Source organism: Corynebacterium suranareeae, assembly GCF_002355155.1.
GTDB lineage: Bacteria > Actinomycetota > Actinomycetes > Mycobacteriales > Mycobacteriaceae > Corynebacterium > Corynebacterium suranareeae.
In genome coordinates this window covers 1,859,479-1,875,931 of sequence record NZ_AP017369.1, presented here as the reverse complement: position 1 = coordinate 1,875,931, position 16,453 = coordinate 1,859,479, and the positions used below count along the sequence as shown (strand labels likewise).

At 52.5% G+C, this 16,453-nt stretch carries 13 protein-coding genes; 9 read left to right on the top strand and 4 right to left on the bottom strand.

The features are described from left to right. Positions 1 to 714 precede the first annotated feature (714 nt). On the top strand, positions 715 to 1,239 hold the full coding sequence (locus N24_RS08755; protein ID WP_096456148.1) for a hypothetical protein: 525 nt from the start codon (positions 715 to 717) through the stop codon (positions 1,237 to 1,239). Between the two features lie 33 nt (positions 1,240 to 1,272). Here the strand turns inward: N24_RS08755 and ypfJ are convergent, their stop codons facing one another. Further along, positions 1,273 to 2,166 carry a KPN_02809 family neutral zinc metallopeptidase gene (gene ypfJ / locus N24_RS08750; RefSeq protein ID WP_408607593.1) on the bottom strand — a complete coding sequence of 298 codons (894 nt, stop codon included), beginning with the start codon at positions 2,164 to 2,166 and terminating at the stop codon, positions 1,273 to 1,275. A 244-nt stretch (positions 2,167 to 2,410) separates the two neighbouring features. Here ypfJ and aspS point away from each other — a divergent pair, with 244 nt between their 5' ends. The 7 genes from aspS (at position 2,411) to N24_RS08715 (ending at position 12,646) form a co-directional block, all read left to right on the top strand. Continuing rightward, entirely contained in the window at positions 2,411 to 4,225 is a 1,815-nt protein-coding gene (gene aspS / locus N24_RS08745) for an aspartate--tRNA ligase (protein WP_096456144.1), read from the top strand. Positions 4,226 to 4,437: 212 nt separating this feature from the next. Continuing rightward, complete coding sequence (locus N24_RS08740; RefSeq protein ID WP_096456142.1) at positions 4,438 to 5,637, top strand: phosphotransferase family protein; 1,200 nt, start codon at positions 4,438 to 4,440, stop codon at positions 5,635 to 5,637. A gap of 25 nt (positions 5,638 to 5,662) precedes the next feature. Then, positions 5,663 to 7,042, top strand: a complete 1,380-nt coding sequence (locus tag N24_RS08735) for a replication-associated recombination protein A (protein WP_096456140.1) — start codon at positions 5,663 to 5,665, stop codon at positions 7,040 to 7,042. 116 nt (positions 7,043 to 7,158) lie between these two features. Next, positions 7,159 to 9,825 (top strand): alanine--tRNA ligase, encoded by a 2,667-nt coding sequence (alaS, locus tag N24_RS08730; RefSeq protein ID WP_096456138.1) that lies wholly within the window; start codon positions 7,159 to 7,161, stop codon positions 9,823 to 9,825. Positions 9,826 to 10,084: 259 nt separating this feature from the next. Then, entirely contained in the window at positions 10,085 to 10,633 is a 549-nt protein-coding gene (gene ruvX, locus N24_RS08725) for a Holliday junction resolvase RuvX (RefSeq protein ID WP_096456136.1), read from the top strand. Continuing rightward, positions 10,630 to 11,799: an endolytic transglycosylase MltG gene (gene mltG / locus N24_RS08720; protein ID WP_096456134.1), complete on the top strand. Its 1,170-nt coding sequence runs from the start codon at positions 10,630 to 10,632 to the stop codon at positions 11,797 to 11,799. Before ruvX ends, mltG begins: the two co-directional genes overlap by 4 nt. A gap of 16 nt (positions 11,800 to 11,815) precedes the next feature. Continuing rightward, positions 11,816 to 12,646 carry a shikimate dehydrogenase gene (locus N24_RS08715; RefSeq protein ID WP_096456132.1) on the top strand — a complete coding sequence of 277 codons (831 nt, stop codon included), beginning with the start codon at positions 11,816 to 11,818 and terminating at the stop codon, positions 12,644 to 12,646. Positions 12,647 to 13,273: 627 nt separating this feature from the next. Here the strand turns inward: N24_RS08715 and N24_RS08710 are convergent. Genes N24_RS08710 through N24_RS08700 form a run of 3 tightly spaced genes read right to left on the bottom strand, consistent with a single transcriptional unit; the run spans position 13,274 to position 16,083 of the window. Continuing rightward, complete coding sequence (locus N24_RS08710) at positions 13,274 to 14,029, bottom strand: ABC transporter ATP-binding protein (RefSeq protein ID WP_096456129.1); 756 nt, start codon at positions 14,027 to 14,029, stop codon at positions 13,274 to 13,276. Then, positions 14,026 to 14,985 (bottom strand): ABC transporter substrate-binding protein, encoded by a 960-nt coding sequence (locus N24_RS08705; protein WP_096456127.1) that lies wholly within the window; start codon positions 14,983 to 14,985, stop codon positions 14,026 to 14,028. The genes N24_RS08710 and N24_RS08705 overlap by 4 nt, the downstream gene beginning before the upstream one ends. Before the next feature lie 9 nt (positions 14,986 to 14,994). Next, positions 14,995 to 16,083, bottom strand: a complete 1,089-nt coding sequence (locus N24_RS08700; protein WP_096456125.1) for a FecCD family ABC transporter permease — start codon at positions 16,081 to 16,083, stop codon at positions 14,995 to 14,997. 54 nt (positions 16,084 to 16,137) lie between these two features. On the opposite strand from N24_RS08700, the gene N24_RS08695 reads away from it, so the two are divergent. Then, positions 16,138 to 16,443 (top strand): ArsR/SmtB family transcription factor, encoded by a 306-nt coding sequence (locus N24_RS08695; protein WP_096456123.1) that lies wholly within the window; start codon positions 16,138 to 16,140, stop codon positions 16,441 to 16,443. Positions 16,444 to 16,453 lie beyond the last annotated feature (10 nt).

Sequence of the window (16,453 nt, the reverse complement as noted above, 5' to 3'; positions counted from 1 at the left end):
CAACTGTTGCTTAGGGGCCCTAAAGTCAGGTCTCTGACCTGGGTATTTACCTTTGGATTTTGGAGATTCGAGCGAACCAATGATGGCGGTCAGATTGAACCTGTGGGAGTTTTTAAAACCGTCCTATATGACCGAGTCTAAAGGGGTCAAAGATTTTCGGTCACCGGGTTTGGTGTACAGAGCTTGTGACCGTCCTATGCGACCAGGATCTGCTCTGTATTAAGATTCTCGGTCACCTGGTATGGTCATGGTCTTGTAAGGCACAAAATCGAGGATAAGGGTTAGAAAAGTGGCCTCGCAGAATCGCTTGTAAGAGCCTATTAGGCCTCGGGGGATACAAACACTCATGTGGAAATCTTGGTCTCTTAAATAGCCCATTAAAGACGACAAGCTAAAACTACTGCTTAGTTTCTTTAAACTGTTCAACACGACCAAATCCATAGGGTGTTTCCAAGGTCCTTGGTCGTCAGATTAAATTTGTAGTCCGGGATAACAGCATATTTGACCAAAAATCTCCGCTGTAAAAGCTTCCTTGGTTTCCAGATGAAATGAAGCCCAAAACCTAAGAAGCGACTAGGAGGGTGACCTTACAAATTCGCTTTTAAAGACCTTTCTTAAACAACCCAAATTGGGGCTTGGTTAAAATTTGAAAGGCAGGGCCAAGATTAGGTAGGCCTCCTTGAATAAAAACGGTTTTAACGCCAAACTTGATTCATGATTGCCGCTGATGACCGAAATGCTGAAGCTCTACGCAAAAGTATTGAGCTGCTCCAAAACGGGGAGGTTGGTAGGGAAGAAGTCGAGGAGGCGGCGAAAGCTTACCGTGAAGATGCCAAGCAGTGGCATGGAATACGTCGAGGAGGTAAGGAACTTACCGTCGAAGAGTGCGAGCGTTATGCCAGTTTGGTCGCAGCTGAAGAGGAAATAATCACGTCGTTGCGCAGTGCGGGCTACAACAAGAAAGATGCGTTAGCTTTGGTTGGGTTGTCGGAATCGAGCCACCACTATCGGCATAAGCCTCGTCCACGAGTGGAAAACCCAATTCCGTATAGTGAGCGCAATTGGCCCAACAAAGTGAGTAAGGAAAGCTGCGAAAAAATAATGGCCCTTCTTACTCAAGAGTTTGAGGAGGGCCTAGGGGTGGGGCGGATTTTTGATCGCTACCAAGATAGTGGTGGAACACCATTGGCTAGCCGCCGGACGTTTTACCGCATTGCAGCGGATATGCGGGCAGAGTAGCCAGGGTGTGGGGAGGCGTCGAAAAGCAATGCTTTAAGCGTCGGTGTAGACGCCCCGGCCGAGGAAGTCGCAGGAGCTCATTTGGCCGGTGGTGTAGCCAGCGAGGAAAGCGTCCTTGCGCTGCTGCGAGGAGCCATGGGTCCAGCTTTCAGGGTTGACGTCTCCGCCTGAGCGCTCCTGGATGTTGTCATCACCCACGGCACTTGCAGCTGTCAGCGCGGAATCAAGCTCGGATTCGGTGATTGGCGCGAGCAGCGGATCTGGGCCTTCGCTGGAGTGATTAGCCCAGATGCCTGCGTAGCAATCGGCTTGCAACTCGATCTTGACGGCGTTGGAATCAGCACCCGGATCGTTGTAATCGGATAGGCCCAGTGTGCCCTCGAGGTTTTGGATGTGGTGGCCGTACTCATGTGCCACGATGTACATCTGGGCGAGCGGGGCATTTTCTGCACCGAATTGGCGCATCTGCTCGAAGAAACTCAAATCAAAATAGGCAACTTGGTCTGAAGGACAGTAGAACGGACCAGTGGAAGCAGAAGCAAAACCACACCCAGATTGCGTGGAACCTTCAAACATATCCATGGTCGGTTCGGTGTATTGGATGCCAGCCTGTGCCGGAAGCAGTTCCGCCCACAGTTCATTTACCGAAAAAGTGGTGTAGTACAAGCGACAATCATCGGCGGCATTGGCATCTGCACCTGTTTGGCAATGGTCAAAGTCGCCAGCTCCAGTGGACTCTCCAGATTCGATCTGGTTTTGATCTCCTCCGAGAATCTGGCCGATCTCACCGGGGTTACCGCCCAACAATAAGAAGAGCCCGACAATCAATAAACCACCGATGCCGCCGCCGACAGCCATACCTCGGCCACCGCCACCGCTTTTGCGGACTTTTCCACCTGATCGAGTTACATCTTCACGAAAGGTCATGGAAGAAATCATGGCACATTACATAGATGAACAAGGGCAAAAGGGTGTAACAAAATGGACGCAATTGTGGGGAATGGCTCGCTTTAAAACCACTCAAGGTTAAAGGTCTAGCGGTTGGCGGGTACAATGCGTGTGTTGCCTGTTTCTGGGCTGCATGCCCGCCCTTTTCGGGTGGTTGAGAAAAATGATTAAAGCTCCAGAAACCATCGACTGATCAAAACCAAGCGGAAGGACTTCCACCAACGTGCTGCGCACTCATCTCTCAGGCGAGCTTCGTAAAGAAAACGCAGGCCAGTCAGTTACTCTGACCGGCTGGGTCAACCGTCGCCGTGACCACGGTGGCGTGATCTTCATCGATCTTCGCGACCGTTCCGGCATTGCCCAGGTTGTTTTCCGCAATGAGGACGTTGCTGAGCGTGCACACGCACTGCGCAGCGAGTTCGTCCTTCGCGTCACCGGCGTCGTCGAAGAGCGCCCTGAAGGCTCTCAGAACCCTAACCTTGCTTCCGGCGACATTGAAATCAGTGTCACCGAATTTGAGGTACTCAACGAGTCAGCTCCACTGCCTTTCCAGATTGAGGATGCATCCTCGGCTGGTGAAGTAGGCGAGGAGACCCGCCTGAAGTACCGCTACCTGGATCTGCGTCGCCCCGTTCAGGCGAATGCTCTGCGTCTGCGTTCTGCTGCCAACAAGGCTGCGCGCACTGTGCTGGATCGTCACGATTTCACTGAGATCGAGACCCCAACCTTGACTCGCTCTACCCCAGAAGGTGCACGCGACTTCCTGGTCCCAGCTCGTCTGCGCCCAGGCACCTTCTATGCATTGCCACAGTCTCCACAGCTGTTCAAGCAGCTGCTGCAGGTTGCAGGTATGGAGCGCTACTACCAGATCGCTCGTTGCTACCGCGATGAGGATTTCCGCGCAGACCGCCAGCCAGAGTTCACCCAGCTCGACGTCGAGATGTCGTTCGTGGACCAGGATGATGTCATCGCACTGGGCGAAGAGATCATCTCTGAGGTATGGAAGCTGATCGGATACGAGATCAAGACTCCAATCCCACGCATGACTTACGCCGATGCCATGCGTCGTTTTGGTTCTGATAAGCCAGACCTGCGCTTCGACATTGAAATCACCGAGTGCACCGAGTTCTTCCAGGACACCACTTTCCGCGTGTTCAAGAACGAATACGTTGGTGCCGTAGTCATGGCCGGTGGTGCTTCCCAGCCTCGCCGTCAGCTTGATGCATGGCAGGAATGGGCTAAGCAGCGCGGCGCTAAGGGTCTTGCATACATCCTCGTTGGTGAAGACGGTGAATTATCCGGACCTGTAGCTAAGAACATCACCGATGCTGAGCGCGCAGGAATCGCAGCACACGTTGGCGCGAAGCCAGGCGACTGCATCTTCTTCGCAGCTGGTGAGACCAAGTCTTCCCGTGCACTACTTGGTGCAGCTCGTGGCGAGATCGCAAAGAAGCTTGACCTGATTAAGGAAGGCGACTGGGCATTCACCTGGATCGTTGACGCTCCAATGTTTGAGCCTGCAGCAGATGCCACCGCATCTGGCGATGTTGCACTGGGTAACTCCAAGTGGACCGCAGTCCACCACGCGTTTACCTCACCTAAGCCAGAGTTCTTAGACAACTTTGACACCAACCCAGGTGACGCACTTGCATACGCATACGACATCGTGTGCAACGGTAACGAAATCGGTGGCGGGTCCATCCGTATCCACCAGCGTGACGTTCAGGAACGCGTATTCGAAGTCATGGGTATTACAGGTGAAGAAGCACGCGAAAAGTTCGGCTTCCTGCTTGATGCTTTCGCATTCGGCGCACCTCCACACGGCGGAATCGCATTCGGCTGGGACCGCATCGTCTCCCTCCTGGGCGGCTTTGACTCCATCCGTGACGTCATCGCTTTCCCTAAGTCCGGTGGCGGAATTGACCCACTGACAGACGCTCCTGCAGCTATTACTCCACAGCAGCGTAAGGAAGCAGGCATCGATGCTAAGCCAAAGCCAAAAGCTGAGGCACAGGCAGAGCAGCCAACTGAGAAGTAGTTAGAGGAAAACGGGGGTGAAGTAACCCAACTCACCCCCACATTCAATGGTGCTCTGTACCATAGGATGAGGACAGTGAGCTTGCCGAAGCGATCAAAATTCATTGATTGTTAATCGGAAGTTTTAGAACAGGTGAAAATAGGGGACCTGTTCTGTGCTTGATTCTTAATTTGATTTCAAGCTTGATGGCGGATGTATTAAGGAGAATGCCCATGCTGAGCCACGAAGAAATTGTTGCGATCGCAGAAGATTTGCTGACAAAGCGTTACGGCGGTGTTCAAACACTTTCTGATGTGGAGCAGCTCAATGGGTCCGGCACCTCAGCAGTGCTGCGGGCCAGGGTAGCCAATTCTCCATTCCTCCAACAGCGTTCCGTTGTGCTGAAGTATGTGCCAAGTACCGGTGATGTTTTTGATGATTCCGCGCTGGTGCGCGAGATCGTTTCCTATCAATTCACCACGTCTTTATCTGAAGATGTGCGCCCTGGTCCAGTTATTTTGGCCTATGACATCGACAAACGCATCATTGTTATTTCAGATTCCGGTAACGGCGACACGTTTGCAGAGCTGCTTGACCAGCGCACCGGCGATCAGCGCATGCAAATCTTGCGCAACCTCGGCCAGTCCCTAGGTAGCCTGCATGCCGCAACGGCAGACCGTGAAGAAGACTTCAACATCCTGCTCAACCGCATGCTGGCAAAATACCCAGCCACCGCCGAAATGCAGAAAAACCGAGACAGGCTGCTACCTGCGGCCATCGAGGTGGGCAAAAAGATACTTATCGACGCCGGCGTCACTGTTCCAGAGGTAGTCGAGGAGTTTGCGCGCGTAGCCAGGCGCCGTTTAACTTCTGGACGCCACCGCGCATTTACACCGTTCGATTTGTCGCCAGACAACATCATTGTCGCGGATCGCACCCACTTCCTTGATTATGAAGTAGCCGGTTTCAGGGACGCCACCTTCGATGTTGCATGCGTAATTGCTGGATTCCCGCAATTTGTGTTCAGCCGACCTATTTCTGATGATGAAGCTGATGAACTCATTGATTCCTGGGTCCAAGAAGTCCGTGGAATCTGGCCTAATGTAAACAATGAGGAACGCCTCCAAGCGCGTATCGTAACTGCACTTATTGGCTGGGCACTATCGAGCGTTGCCTTCATGAAGCTAGGTTCTATCAGCGGCATGCTAAATCTCCTACATGTTTCTGAGGATGGTAACACCGAAATTGATACAGCAGACCTTAATGAACTATTGCTTCCGCGCTCAGCTGAAGATGATGAGCTAGTTCAGCAAGATCTCCACGAAACTTTTGGGGCGCTGCAGCGATTTGCTGCGCGCGGTCTGGATTCCAGGTTCCCAGAGGTTGCTCGGTTTGCCGATGATGTGGTGCGATTGTTTATCAAAACCGATTAGTTAAGAAGCGACTAACCTGTCCACCATGGCCCAGGATTCACTTTTTGAAACACCCGAAACTCAGGGATCAGCAGAGGGCTCCAACACTGTGAGCAATTCCAAAGCCGCAACCCAATACTTCCATCCGGGCAGCCATGCGCCTTTGGCTGCCCGGATGCGCCCAAGAACACTTGATGAGGTTGTTGGCCAGGAGCATTTGTTAGGGGAGGGGCGTCCACTTCGGAGGCTTATTGAAGGCTCTGGAGATGCGTCTGTCATTTTGTATGGGCCTCCCGGTACGGGTAAAACAACAATTGCCTCGTTGATCTCTGCTGCAGCAGGTGATCGTTTTGTGGCGATGTCTGCGTTGTCCTCAGGGGTCAAAGAAGTCCGCGCCGTTATTGATCGGGCCCGGATGGATCTGCAATTAGGGCAGCGTACCGTGCTGTTTATTGATGAGGTCCATAGGTTTTCTAAAACCCAACAAGACGCTTTGCTGTCGGCGGTAGAAAACCGAACGGTGTTGCTTGTTGCTGCAACCACGGAAAATCCTTCCTTTTCGGTGGTTTCTCCGCTGTTGTCGCGTTCATTGTTGTTGCAGTTGGAATCATTAAGCGATGACGATATTAAAGCTGTGCTTACAAAAGCACTGGAAGATGAGCGCGGATTAGCAGGACGCATCACCGCCACTGATGAAGCGATCGACCAGTTAGTACTTCTTGCAGGTGGTGATGCCCGCCGCGGGTTGACTTATATTGAAGCAGCTGCAGAAGCTGTAGACGATGGCGGGACTTTAGATATTGAGACAGTGATGTCCAATGTCAACCGCGCAGTTGTGCGCTATGACCGCGACGGCGATCAGCACTATGACGTGGTCAGCGCGTGGATTAAATCCATTCGAGGATCTGACGTAGATGCAGCGTTGCATTACCTAGCACGCATGATTGATGCAGGTGAAGATCCGCGGTTTATTGCCCGCCGACTAGTTGTGCATTCCAGCGAAGATATCGGCATGGCAGATCCAACAGCAATGCAAGTGGCAATCGCCGCAGCTCAAGCTGTTCAGCTCATTGGCATGCCGGAAGCTCGGATTAATCTGGCCCAAGCAACGATCCATTTGGCACTTGCTCCTAAATCAAACGCCGTGATTACTGCGATGGATGCAGCGTTAAGCGATGTTAAACAGGGCCACATTGGAACTGTGCCGGCACACTTGCGCGATGGCCATTATGAAGGTGCCAAAAAGCTGGGCAATGCGGTGGGATATTCCTACCCACACGATGATCCCAGGGGAGTAGTCCGCCAAGATTATTTGCCGGAGAACCTGCGTGATCGAGTGTATTATCAACCCACAACGCACGGTGGTGAAAAACGAATTGCCGAGTATATTGGAAGACTTCGCCGCATAATCCGCGGAACCAAGTAACCCGGGTTGCTCAACACCTACTAGACACGGGTAAAGTTACCAACAGTCCATTTTTTAGGCGCGTGTTTTTGCATGCGCTAAAACATTTTCGAGAAGTTCTAAGGCAGGATACCGCTGTGCAGACCCATGAGATCAGGGAGCGTTTTACCAATCACTTCGTCAATGCCGGCCACCAGGCGGTACCTAGCGCGTCACTGATTCTCGACGACCCTAACCTGTTGTTTGTTAACGCAGGCATGGTTCCTTTCAAACCATATTTCTTGGGTCAACAAACCCCACCTTTTGAAAACGGCACCGCGACTTCTATCCAGAAGTGTGTGCGTACGCTTGATATCGAAGAAGTGGGCATTACCACCCGCCACAACACCTTCTTCCAGATGGCTGGAAACTTCTCCTTCGGCCAGTACTTCAAAGAAGGCGCTATCAAGCACGCCTGGGGCCTTTTGACCGGATCGGTTGAAGAAGGCGGTTACGGCCTTGATCCAGAACGCCTGTGGGTCACGGTGTACCTCGATGACGATGAGGCTGCAGAAATCTGGGAGAAGAAGATCGGTGTGCCAGCTGAGCGCATCCAACGTCTGGGCATGGCAGATAACTACTGGTCCATGGGTGTCCCAGGACCTTGTGGACCTTGCTCAGAAATCTACTACGACCGCGGTGAGAAGTACGGCAAGGAAGGCGGCCCAGTCGCTGACGATAACCGCTACATGGAGATCTGGAACCTGGTCTTCATGGAAAAAGAACGCGGTCAAGGCATTGGCAAGGACAACTTTGAAATCCTTGGTGATCTACCAAAGAAAAACATCGATACCGGAATGGGTGTCGAGCGCGTTGCCTGCATCCTTCAGGACGTAGAAAACGTCTACGAAACTGACTTGCTGCGCCCTGTTATTGATGTGGCAGAAAACCTCACCGGAACCAAGTACGGCTCCGACCAGACTGCTGATATTCGTTTCCGCGTGATTGCTGATCACTCCCGCACCGGCATGATGCTCATCCTCGATGGTGTCACCCCAGGCAATGAGGGACGTGGATACATCCTGCGTCGTCTGCTTCGCCGCATTATTCGCTCCGCACGGCTGCTGGGTGCAACAGGGGAGACCATGGAGCAGTTCATGAACACCATCATGGACACCATGACCCCGTCCTACCCAGAAATCGCTAACAACCGTGAGCGCATCATGCGTGTCGCTGTTACTGAAGAGCGCGCTTTCTTGAAGACCCTGGTCTCTGGAACTCACCTGTTTGAAGAGGCTGCATCGTCCATCAAGGCTGCAGGTTCCACAAAGGTTGCAGGTGCTCAGGCTTTCGCACTGCATGACACCTACGGTTTCCCCATTGACCTCACCCTCGAGATGGCTGCAGAAGCAGGTCTTGAAGTTGATGTTGAAGGCTTTGATGCTCTCATGGCAGAACAGCGCTCCCGCGCAAAGGCAGACAGCCAGGCTAAGAAACACGGCCACACCGACTTGAGCATCTACCGCGAATGGGTAGACAACAACCCAACTGTCTTCACTGGTTTCGAGGAACTTGATTCTCAGTCCAAGGTTCTGGGTCTGCTCGCTGATGGTGCCAAGATTTCTGAAGCCACAGAAGGCCAAGAGGTTGAGGTTATCCTTGATCAGTCTCCTTTGTATGCAGAATCCGGTGGACAGCTAGGTGATCGCGGTCAGATCCTGCTGGGCGATACCGTGCTCGATGTTCATGACGTGCAAAAGATCGGCAAGAAACTGTGGGTACACAAGGCACTCGTTGCAAACGGTGGACTTGCGGTTGGTGATGAAGTGGTGGCAAGCGTCGATAAGCAATGGCGCCATGCTGCACGCCAGGCACACACCGCAACCCACCTGATTCATGCCGCTTTGCGGCAGGTTTTGGGACCAACTGCAGTGCAGGCAGGTTCCATGAATAAGCCAGGCTACCTGCGCTTTGACTTCAACTACACCGAGCAGCTAACACCTGCTCAAATTGAGCAAATCCAAGCGATTACCAACGAGGCCGTGGACACCGACTGGGCTGTGAACACCGTAGAAACCTCACTTGAAGAGGCCAAAGCAATGGGTGCGATGGCTCTATTCGGTGAAAACTACGGCAGCACCGTGCGCGTTGTGGAAATCGGTGGACCATTCTCCATGGAGCTTTGTGGTGGTACGCACGTCGCGCACTCCTCACAGATCGGCCCAGTGGCGCTGTTGGGTGAATCATCCATCGGTTCTGGCGTGCGCCGCATCGAGGCATACTCCGGTTTGAACTCGTTTAATTACCTGTCCAAGGAACGTGCACTGGCCGAAGGTTTGGCAAGCTCCCTGAAGGCTCCATCTGAGGAACTTCCAGAGCGCGTTGCCCAGCTGGTGGACAAGCTCAAGGCTGCCGAGAAGGAAATCGAAGCTCTGCACCGCCAGCAGCTCATGGCACAAACCGCTGATCTTTTGAACAATGCTCAAGAGATTGGTGGTGTCACCACCTTGCTGCTGCGTGTTAAGGATGGCACCAACGCAGGTGATCTACGCACCATGGCAACCACTCTGAAGGACAAGCTGGGTGATCGTGAAGGTGTCATCGTGCTGGCTTCTGACAACGCAGGCAAGGTTCCATTTGTCGTGGCAGCAACCAAGTCAGCAGTGGCACGCGGTGCACATTCAGGCAACTTGGTTAAGCTTGTTGGATCCTACATTGATGGTCGTGGTGGCGGAAAGCCTGATCTTGCTCAAGGATCCGGTGCCAACATTGACGGTCTTGAATCCGGATTCGGCGCTGTTCGTTCGGAGATCGAGGCACTTTAAGCCCACTGGCTAGTCCTCGTGATTATTTAATGCCGGGGTTCTCACGCAGAGAACCCCGGCATTAAAAATTTAACTGGAGTTTCGGCGTTGTTTTCGGCGGCAGACCAGATTGTACTTTTGCAGCCCACACCACCCGTGTCCTCCCAACAACGACTATGCTTAAAAGCTAAATTTGTCTTTGTGCTTTGAAACACATAATTTTTCAACCAAATTTCCCCAGTGGTCTCACAGATTTTTATGAAAGGCTCGTGCGTTTTATATGAAGGTTTCTGCCGATACACCCGGACACGATGATCCAGGCCCAGGCCGGCGCCTTGGCTTAGACGTTGGTACCGTGCGCATCGGCGTTGCAGCCTCAGACCGGGACGCACGCCTGGCAATGCCTGTTGAAACCGTACCTCGAGAAACTGGGTTTAAAGGCCCAGATCTTTCCGATATCGACCGGTTGGTGGAATTAGTTGATAAATACAATGCCGTGGAAGTCATTGTCGGTTTACCCACAGACCTCCAAGGCAATGGTTCCGCAAGTGTAAAACACGCAAAGGAAATTGCATTTCGTGTCCGGCGACGCCTCAACAACGCTGGCAAAAACATTCCGGTACGGCTTGGCGACGAACGCCTGACCACCGTGGTGGCCACCCAGGCTCTGCGGGCATCAGGTGTCAGCGAAAAAGCTGGACGCAAAGTTATCGATCAAGCTGCTGCCGTAGAAATCCTCCAAACCTGGCTGGATGCTCGCACCCGAGCACTTGAACCTAAATCTACTGACACCACAGATTTCGACGAGAAGGGAAATTTCCCAGGATGAATCAAATCCGAAACCGCCGGATGGAGCCCGTCTACGTGAAACGACGCCAACGGTTTATCGCCGTCACCGTTGCTTCTTTAATTTTGATTATCGGCGCCATCATCTATATCGGTGTAGCAACCTCAAACCGGACCCCACATGACTATGAAGGATCCGGAAACGGTGTGGTTCAACTGGTGGAAATCCCAGAAGGATCGTCCATTTCAGAGCTTGGCCCAGAGCTAGAAGAACGTGACATTGTGGCCACGAACTCTGCTTTCCAAACTGCGGCGAGTAACAATCCCAATGCGGGTAGCGTGCAGCCAGGTTTTTATAGGTTGCAAGAACAAATGAATGCCGCAGCAGCGGTGGCAGCGTTGTTGGATCCAGAAAACCAAGTTGATCTTCTTGATATCCACGGCGGCGCCACATTGATGGATGTCACGGTTGTTGGTGGAAATACCCGACTCGGCATCTATTCACAGATTGCAGCAGTAACGTGCACTGAAGGTTCATCAAACTGCATCACGGTAGAAGAACTCCAACAGGTTGCAGCTACTGTTTCCCCCGCTCAGCTAGGTGTCCCCGAATGGGCAATCCAAGCAGTAGAAGCACGTGGAAATGATCCAAAGCGCCTTGAAGGTTTGATCATGCCTGGGCGTTATGTCGTGGACCCAAACAAGGATGCTGAAGGAATTCTTGAAGATCTGATTACTCGTTCTGCAAACCACTTCGCCGAAACTGATATCACCGGCCGCGCGGACGCCATTGGCCTGACCCCATATGAGTTGCTGACAGCAGCCTCCTTGATTGAACGCGAAGCCCCAGCGGGTGATTTTGACAAGGTAGCTCGCGTGATCTTGAACCGATTGGCAGAACCAATGCAGCTGCAGTTCGATTCCACCGTCAACTATGGACTGTCGGAACAAGAAGTGGCCACCACCGATGAAGACCGCCAAACCGTCACTCCATGGAACACCTACGCCATGGATGGACTGCCACAAACACCTATCGCTGCGGTATCCACCGAAGCTTTACAAGCCATGGAAAACCCCGCGGAAGGCAACTGGCTTTACTTTGTCACCATTGATACTGATGGCACCACGGTATTCAACGACACTTTTGAAGAGCACGAAGCTGACATTGAGCAGGCATTAAACAGTGGCGTTCTAGATAGCAACCGATAAGGATTATTGAAGAAAATTGGGTTCTCACATCACTCACCGGGCAGCCGTATTGGGCTCACCCATCGAGCATTCCAAATCACCAGTCCTCCACAACGCAGGCTATAAAGCCCTGGGACTAGATCATTGGGAATACGAACGATTTGAGTGCACAGGCGACATGCTTCCCGGCCTCGTCTCCGGTGCTGATGAGAACTTCCACGGATTTTCCGTCACGATGCCGTCCAAATTCGCAGCCCTTAACTTCGCGGACGAGGTAACCCCACGCGCCCGCGCGATTGGTTCGGCCAACACGTTGCTGCGCACCACACACGGCTGGCGCGCAGACAACACTGACGTAGATGGCATCAGGGGAGCGCTCGGCGAACTCCTCAACGGTACTTCACTTTCTGGCAAACACGCAGTAGTCATCGGCTCCGGCGGCACAGCGCGCCCCGCAATTTGGGCGCTAATCGAGGCAGGCGTTTCCCACATCACGGTCCTTAACCGTTCAGACCGCACCAGCGAACTGCAATCGCTTTTCGACGAAACCCCCACCCTCTTGTCCTACGCCCCCTTAGACAGCACACCCACCGACGCCGACGTCGTGGTCTCCACTGTCCCCTCAGCAGGAATCGCAGGATTAGAAGCCTCCCTTGCCATCGCTCCAGTCTTGGATGTCATCTACGATCCTTGGCCCACCCCCTTGGTAGAAGCCGCACGAGCAGCAGGACTTAAAGCTGTCGGAGGTCACGTGATGCTGGCCTACCAGTCCTACGGACAATTTGAACAGTTCACTGGAATGGAAGCACCCCGCGATGCCATGCGCCAGGCACTAGAGGAATCTTTGGGAATCTCCGAAGCGGTCTAACGGGCTGAAGGGCTAAAGGGCGACTTCGCTAGGCAATCCAGCCTTTGCACACTGAAGTCGCACGATGTGAAGTCGCCTTTTAGCACTTATGAAGGTAACGCCAGCTGGATTCCACTGTCGTCCCTCCATCTACTCTCATAATCGACCAAATCCATATGCACTCATAAGATTCTTGGTCGCCAGAGCAAGTTTCCAGGTCTGGATCACGTCATATTTGACCAAGATCAGATTTTCTACAGGAAGTCTTGGTCTCTACATGAAGTTGGTTGCAAAATCTAAATCAGCGTGCGAAAAAAGTGACCCGTCAGAACCGCCTCTCAAGGCCTTTTAAACCCCGAGTGATACAAATACTCATTCTTAAATTCCAGTGCTTTAAAAGGCTCGCAGAGACTGATCCGCTATGGGGGACTAAACGCATTTGTGAATGTTAGTGTTGAAATCCCGCCATCTTAAGTTCGAGATCGCATATTCGATACCTCGCGCTCAATTTCTTAAGTTCGAGACCATTAGGGAAATGGCCAAAAACCTCACGGTATCGAATTTGAGAAATTGAGCACAAGAAATTGAGCTCGTGAAATCGGCACCGTGATCTCGAACTTAAGTTTTTAAGGCACCCCAGCACGACACTCAGTGGCGTTTGAACCGCAAGTGAACTTCGCCGTCTAGATCAAATCGTTCAACCCGGACGCCATAGACAGGTTCTAGACTTTCTGGAGTCAATACTTCTGAGGGGGTGCCTTGTGTAATAATCCGACCTTCGTTGAGCAAAATGATGTGATCGCTGTAGGCTGCGGCAAGGTTGAGATCGTGTAGGACTACTACGGAACTTGAACTTAATTCCCGGATTAGGTGGAGCACTTCGTGTTGATAGCGGATGTCGAGGTGGTTGGTGGGTTCGTCAAGCAGAATGTGGGTGGCATCTTGTACGAGTGCACGTGCGATTAGGACTCGTTGGCGTTCGCCGCCTGAAAGTGCTCCGAATTTTCGGGTAGCAAGATGTAGTGCGCCAACATGAGTGAGTGCTTCCTGCACACGCTGTTGGTCAGATTCTGATTGTCCTGCAAAGAGCTTTTGGTAGGGCAGTCGACCTAGTAGAACCAGGTCGGCTACGGTCATGGGGAGATCGGAGTCGTGTTCTTGGATGACTACAGCCATGGTTTTGGCTATTTCTTTACGGGGCAGGCTGCCAAGAGCCACATCATTGAGGTGAACATCGCCTTGATCTGGTTGAAGTGCCCCGTAAAGGGTTCTCAGTAAAGTAGTTTTACCGCTGCCATTGGGACCGACCAAACTGACTACTCCGTGTGCTGGAACATGCAGGCTTACTCCATCGATGACTACGGTGTTGCCAAAACTATGCCGGAGGTTTGAGGCGTGGATCATTGATGGGCGTCCACAAAGTTGATGAGTTTTTCTAGACCATCAACAGCTAGTGGGGTTGGAGGTTCTGCAAAGTTGAGAAGCAAGGGAAGGACCTTGTTTTCTTGTAGTGCTGTCAGTGCGTTGGCTCCTTGCAGGTTGGATAGTTCTGTCACGTAATCTTCGGGATTGCCGTCGCTGTGGAGGACCAGGATGTAGTCGGGATTTCTAGAGATGAGTTCTTCGGCGGTGATCTCAAAGACGCGTTCGGATTGATCTCCGAAGACGTTGTGGAGTCCGGCCTTTTCTACCAGCGGATTGGCCATTGAGCCGCTGCCGTATGCGTAGGTGACTCCGCCTCCGATTGTGGGGTAGAGGATTGCTACAGTTTTACCGTCGTCGTGTACGCGGGAAGAAAGCTCTGTCACGCGCTTTTGGAGTGTGGAAATATACGCATCTGCTTCCGATTCTTTATCAAAAATGGTGCCGTAGGTGGAGATCTGTGACCAGACATCATCAAAGCTCACATCACCGTCGATGCTGCCACAGAACGCGGGTTCCTCAATCACCGGAATGTTGGATGAGGCCATTGACGCTCTATTGATGGTGTCTGTTTCACCTAAGACGATGTCGGGGTTTGCTGCAACGACGACTTCTTTGGAGATCAGCACATGTCCGCTGGCGTCCATTTTGTTGGATAACGTGGGGATCTCCGCGACTTTTTCAGCCAGATCTGTATCATAATAATCATCTGGGAACGCACCTGCTTTGGCCACCACGCGGTCTAGAACTCCCAGTGCATTTAGCGTGGGGACAGCAGCACTTTTCATCAGCGCAATGTGCTCGGGTGTGTGGTTAAAAGTAACGGAATCGCCGCAATTTTCAACGGTTATGCCTTGACTTTCAGCGTTAGTTTCTGTGCCACACGCGGTTAAACCCAGTGCCAAACTCAAGACTAGGGGAAGGGCTAGTTTTCGCATTTTGCCTTTCTACAAAGAGTGCATTCGCCGAACGAGAATTAATAAAAATGGCGCACCAATGAGTGCGGTGATGATGCCGATGGGGATTTCTTGGGGTGCAAGAAGGGTGCGTGCTGCAATATCTGCCCAGATCAACAAGATTGCACCCATCAAGGCAGTGATAGGCAACATGAGGCGGTGTTTTCCACCAACAAAACGCCTGGCTAGGTGGGGGATAACCAGGCCGATAAATCCGATGCTGCCAGCCATAGCCACCATTGATCCGACAAGCAGACAGGTGATGACAAGCAGGAGAATGCGGAGACGTTCGGGGGAAACACCTAGTGTGAGCGCGGTTTCATCACCGGAGTTAAGTGCGTCAAGGTGTGGTCCTAGAAGCATCAGTGCACTCAAAGCTAGACCGGTGATGATGAAGATGATCGCCATCGGACCATTCCACGCAGCAAGTCCCAAGGATCCCAGCAACCAAAACATCACAGACCTGCTGCCTTCGGCGGAATCCGAGGAGAAGATGAGAAAGCTTGTTGCAGCTGAGAGCATGTATCCGATGGCAACTCCAGACATCAGCAGCCTGGTGGAAGAGATTTTCCCAGCGGCGCGGGCGATAAAGAAAATTAATCCAGACGCTGCCATGGCACCGATGAATGCGCTTGTTTGAAGGGCGTAGTCACCGAACCCCGCACCAACGCCAAACAGCAAGGCAGCGGCAGCGCCACAGCTCGCGCCAGAATTTACACCCAAAATATAGGGATCGGCCAGCATGTTGCGCACGAGGACCTGCATGATGGCTCCGGCAAGAGCAAGGCCGGCACCAACGGCAGCGGCCAGCATCACGCGTGGTGTGCGGATGTCCCAAATGATTGCGTCTAAGGTGTCGGCATCGGCCAAATGAGTGCCAAAAATATGGTGGCTGAGCACGCTCCAGGTGTCATAAATGGACGTGTTTGATGCTCCAATGAACACTCCAAAAAACATGGACAGTAGTAATACTGCGGTAAGAGCCAGTGTCCAATAGATAGCGGCCCGGCGACTAGCATTGAGTCCAAGGTCTTGGACCTTCGTGTGAGTATCACGCTTAGTGCGGGCAGTTTGAAGCATGAGAAAACACTAACACTCAAATGATTGTTTGACTATTAGCGAAAGAGATTACTAATGGAGCACCAATCTCACCTCTTACAACTCGCCGATGACTGGGCACCAAAATTTAAACTTTTAGGCGATCGCACCCGCCTTCGCCTCCTTCTTGCCCTGCATTATCACGGCCCCGGCGAGGCCACCGTCTCAGAGCTTGCAGAAAGCGTCGGCGTCACGCTGCCTACGGCATCGGCCGCGCTACAACTGCTGGCGGACAACAAGGTGGTCGAGTCCTTCAAGGAGGGGCGGGTGACCAGATATAAGCTTGTCGACGCCACCACCCACACTTTGCTTCATCATCTCGGGGGCACCCACCGCCATTAAAGGATGGAAC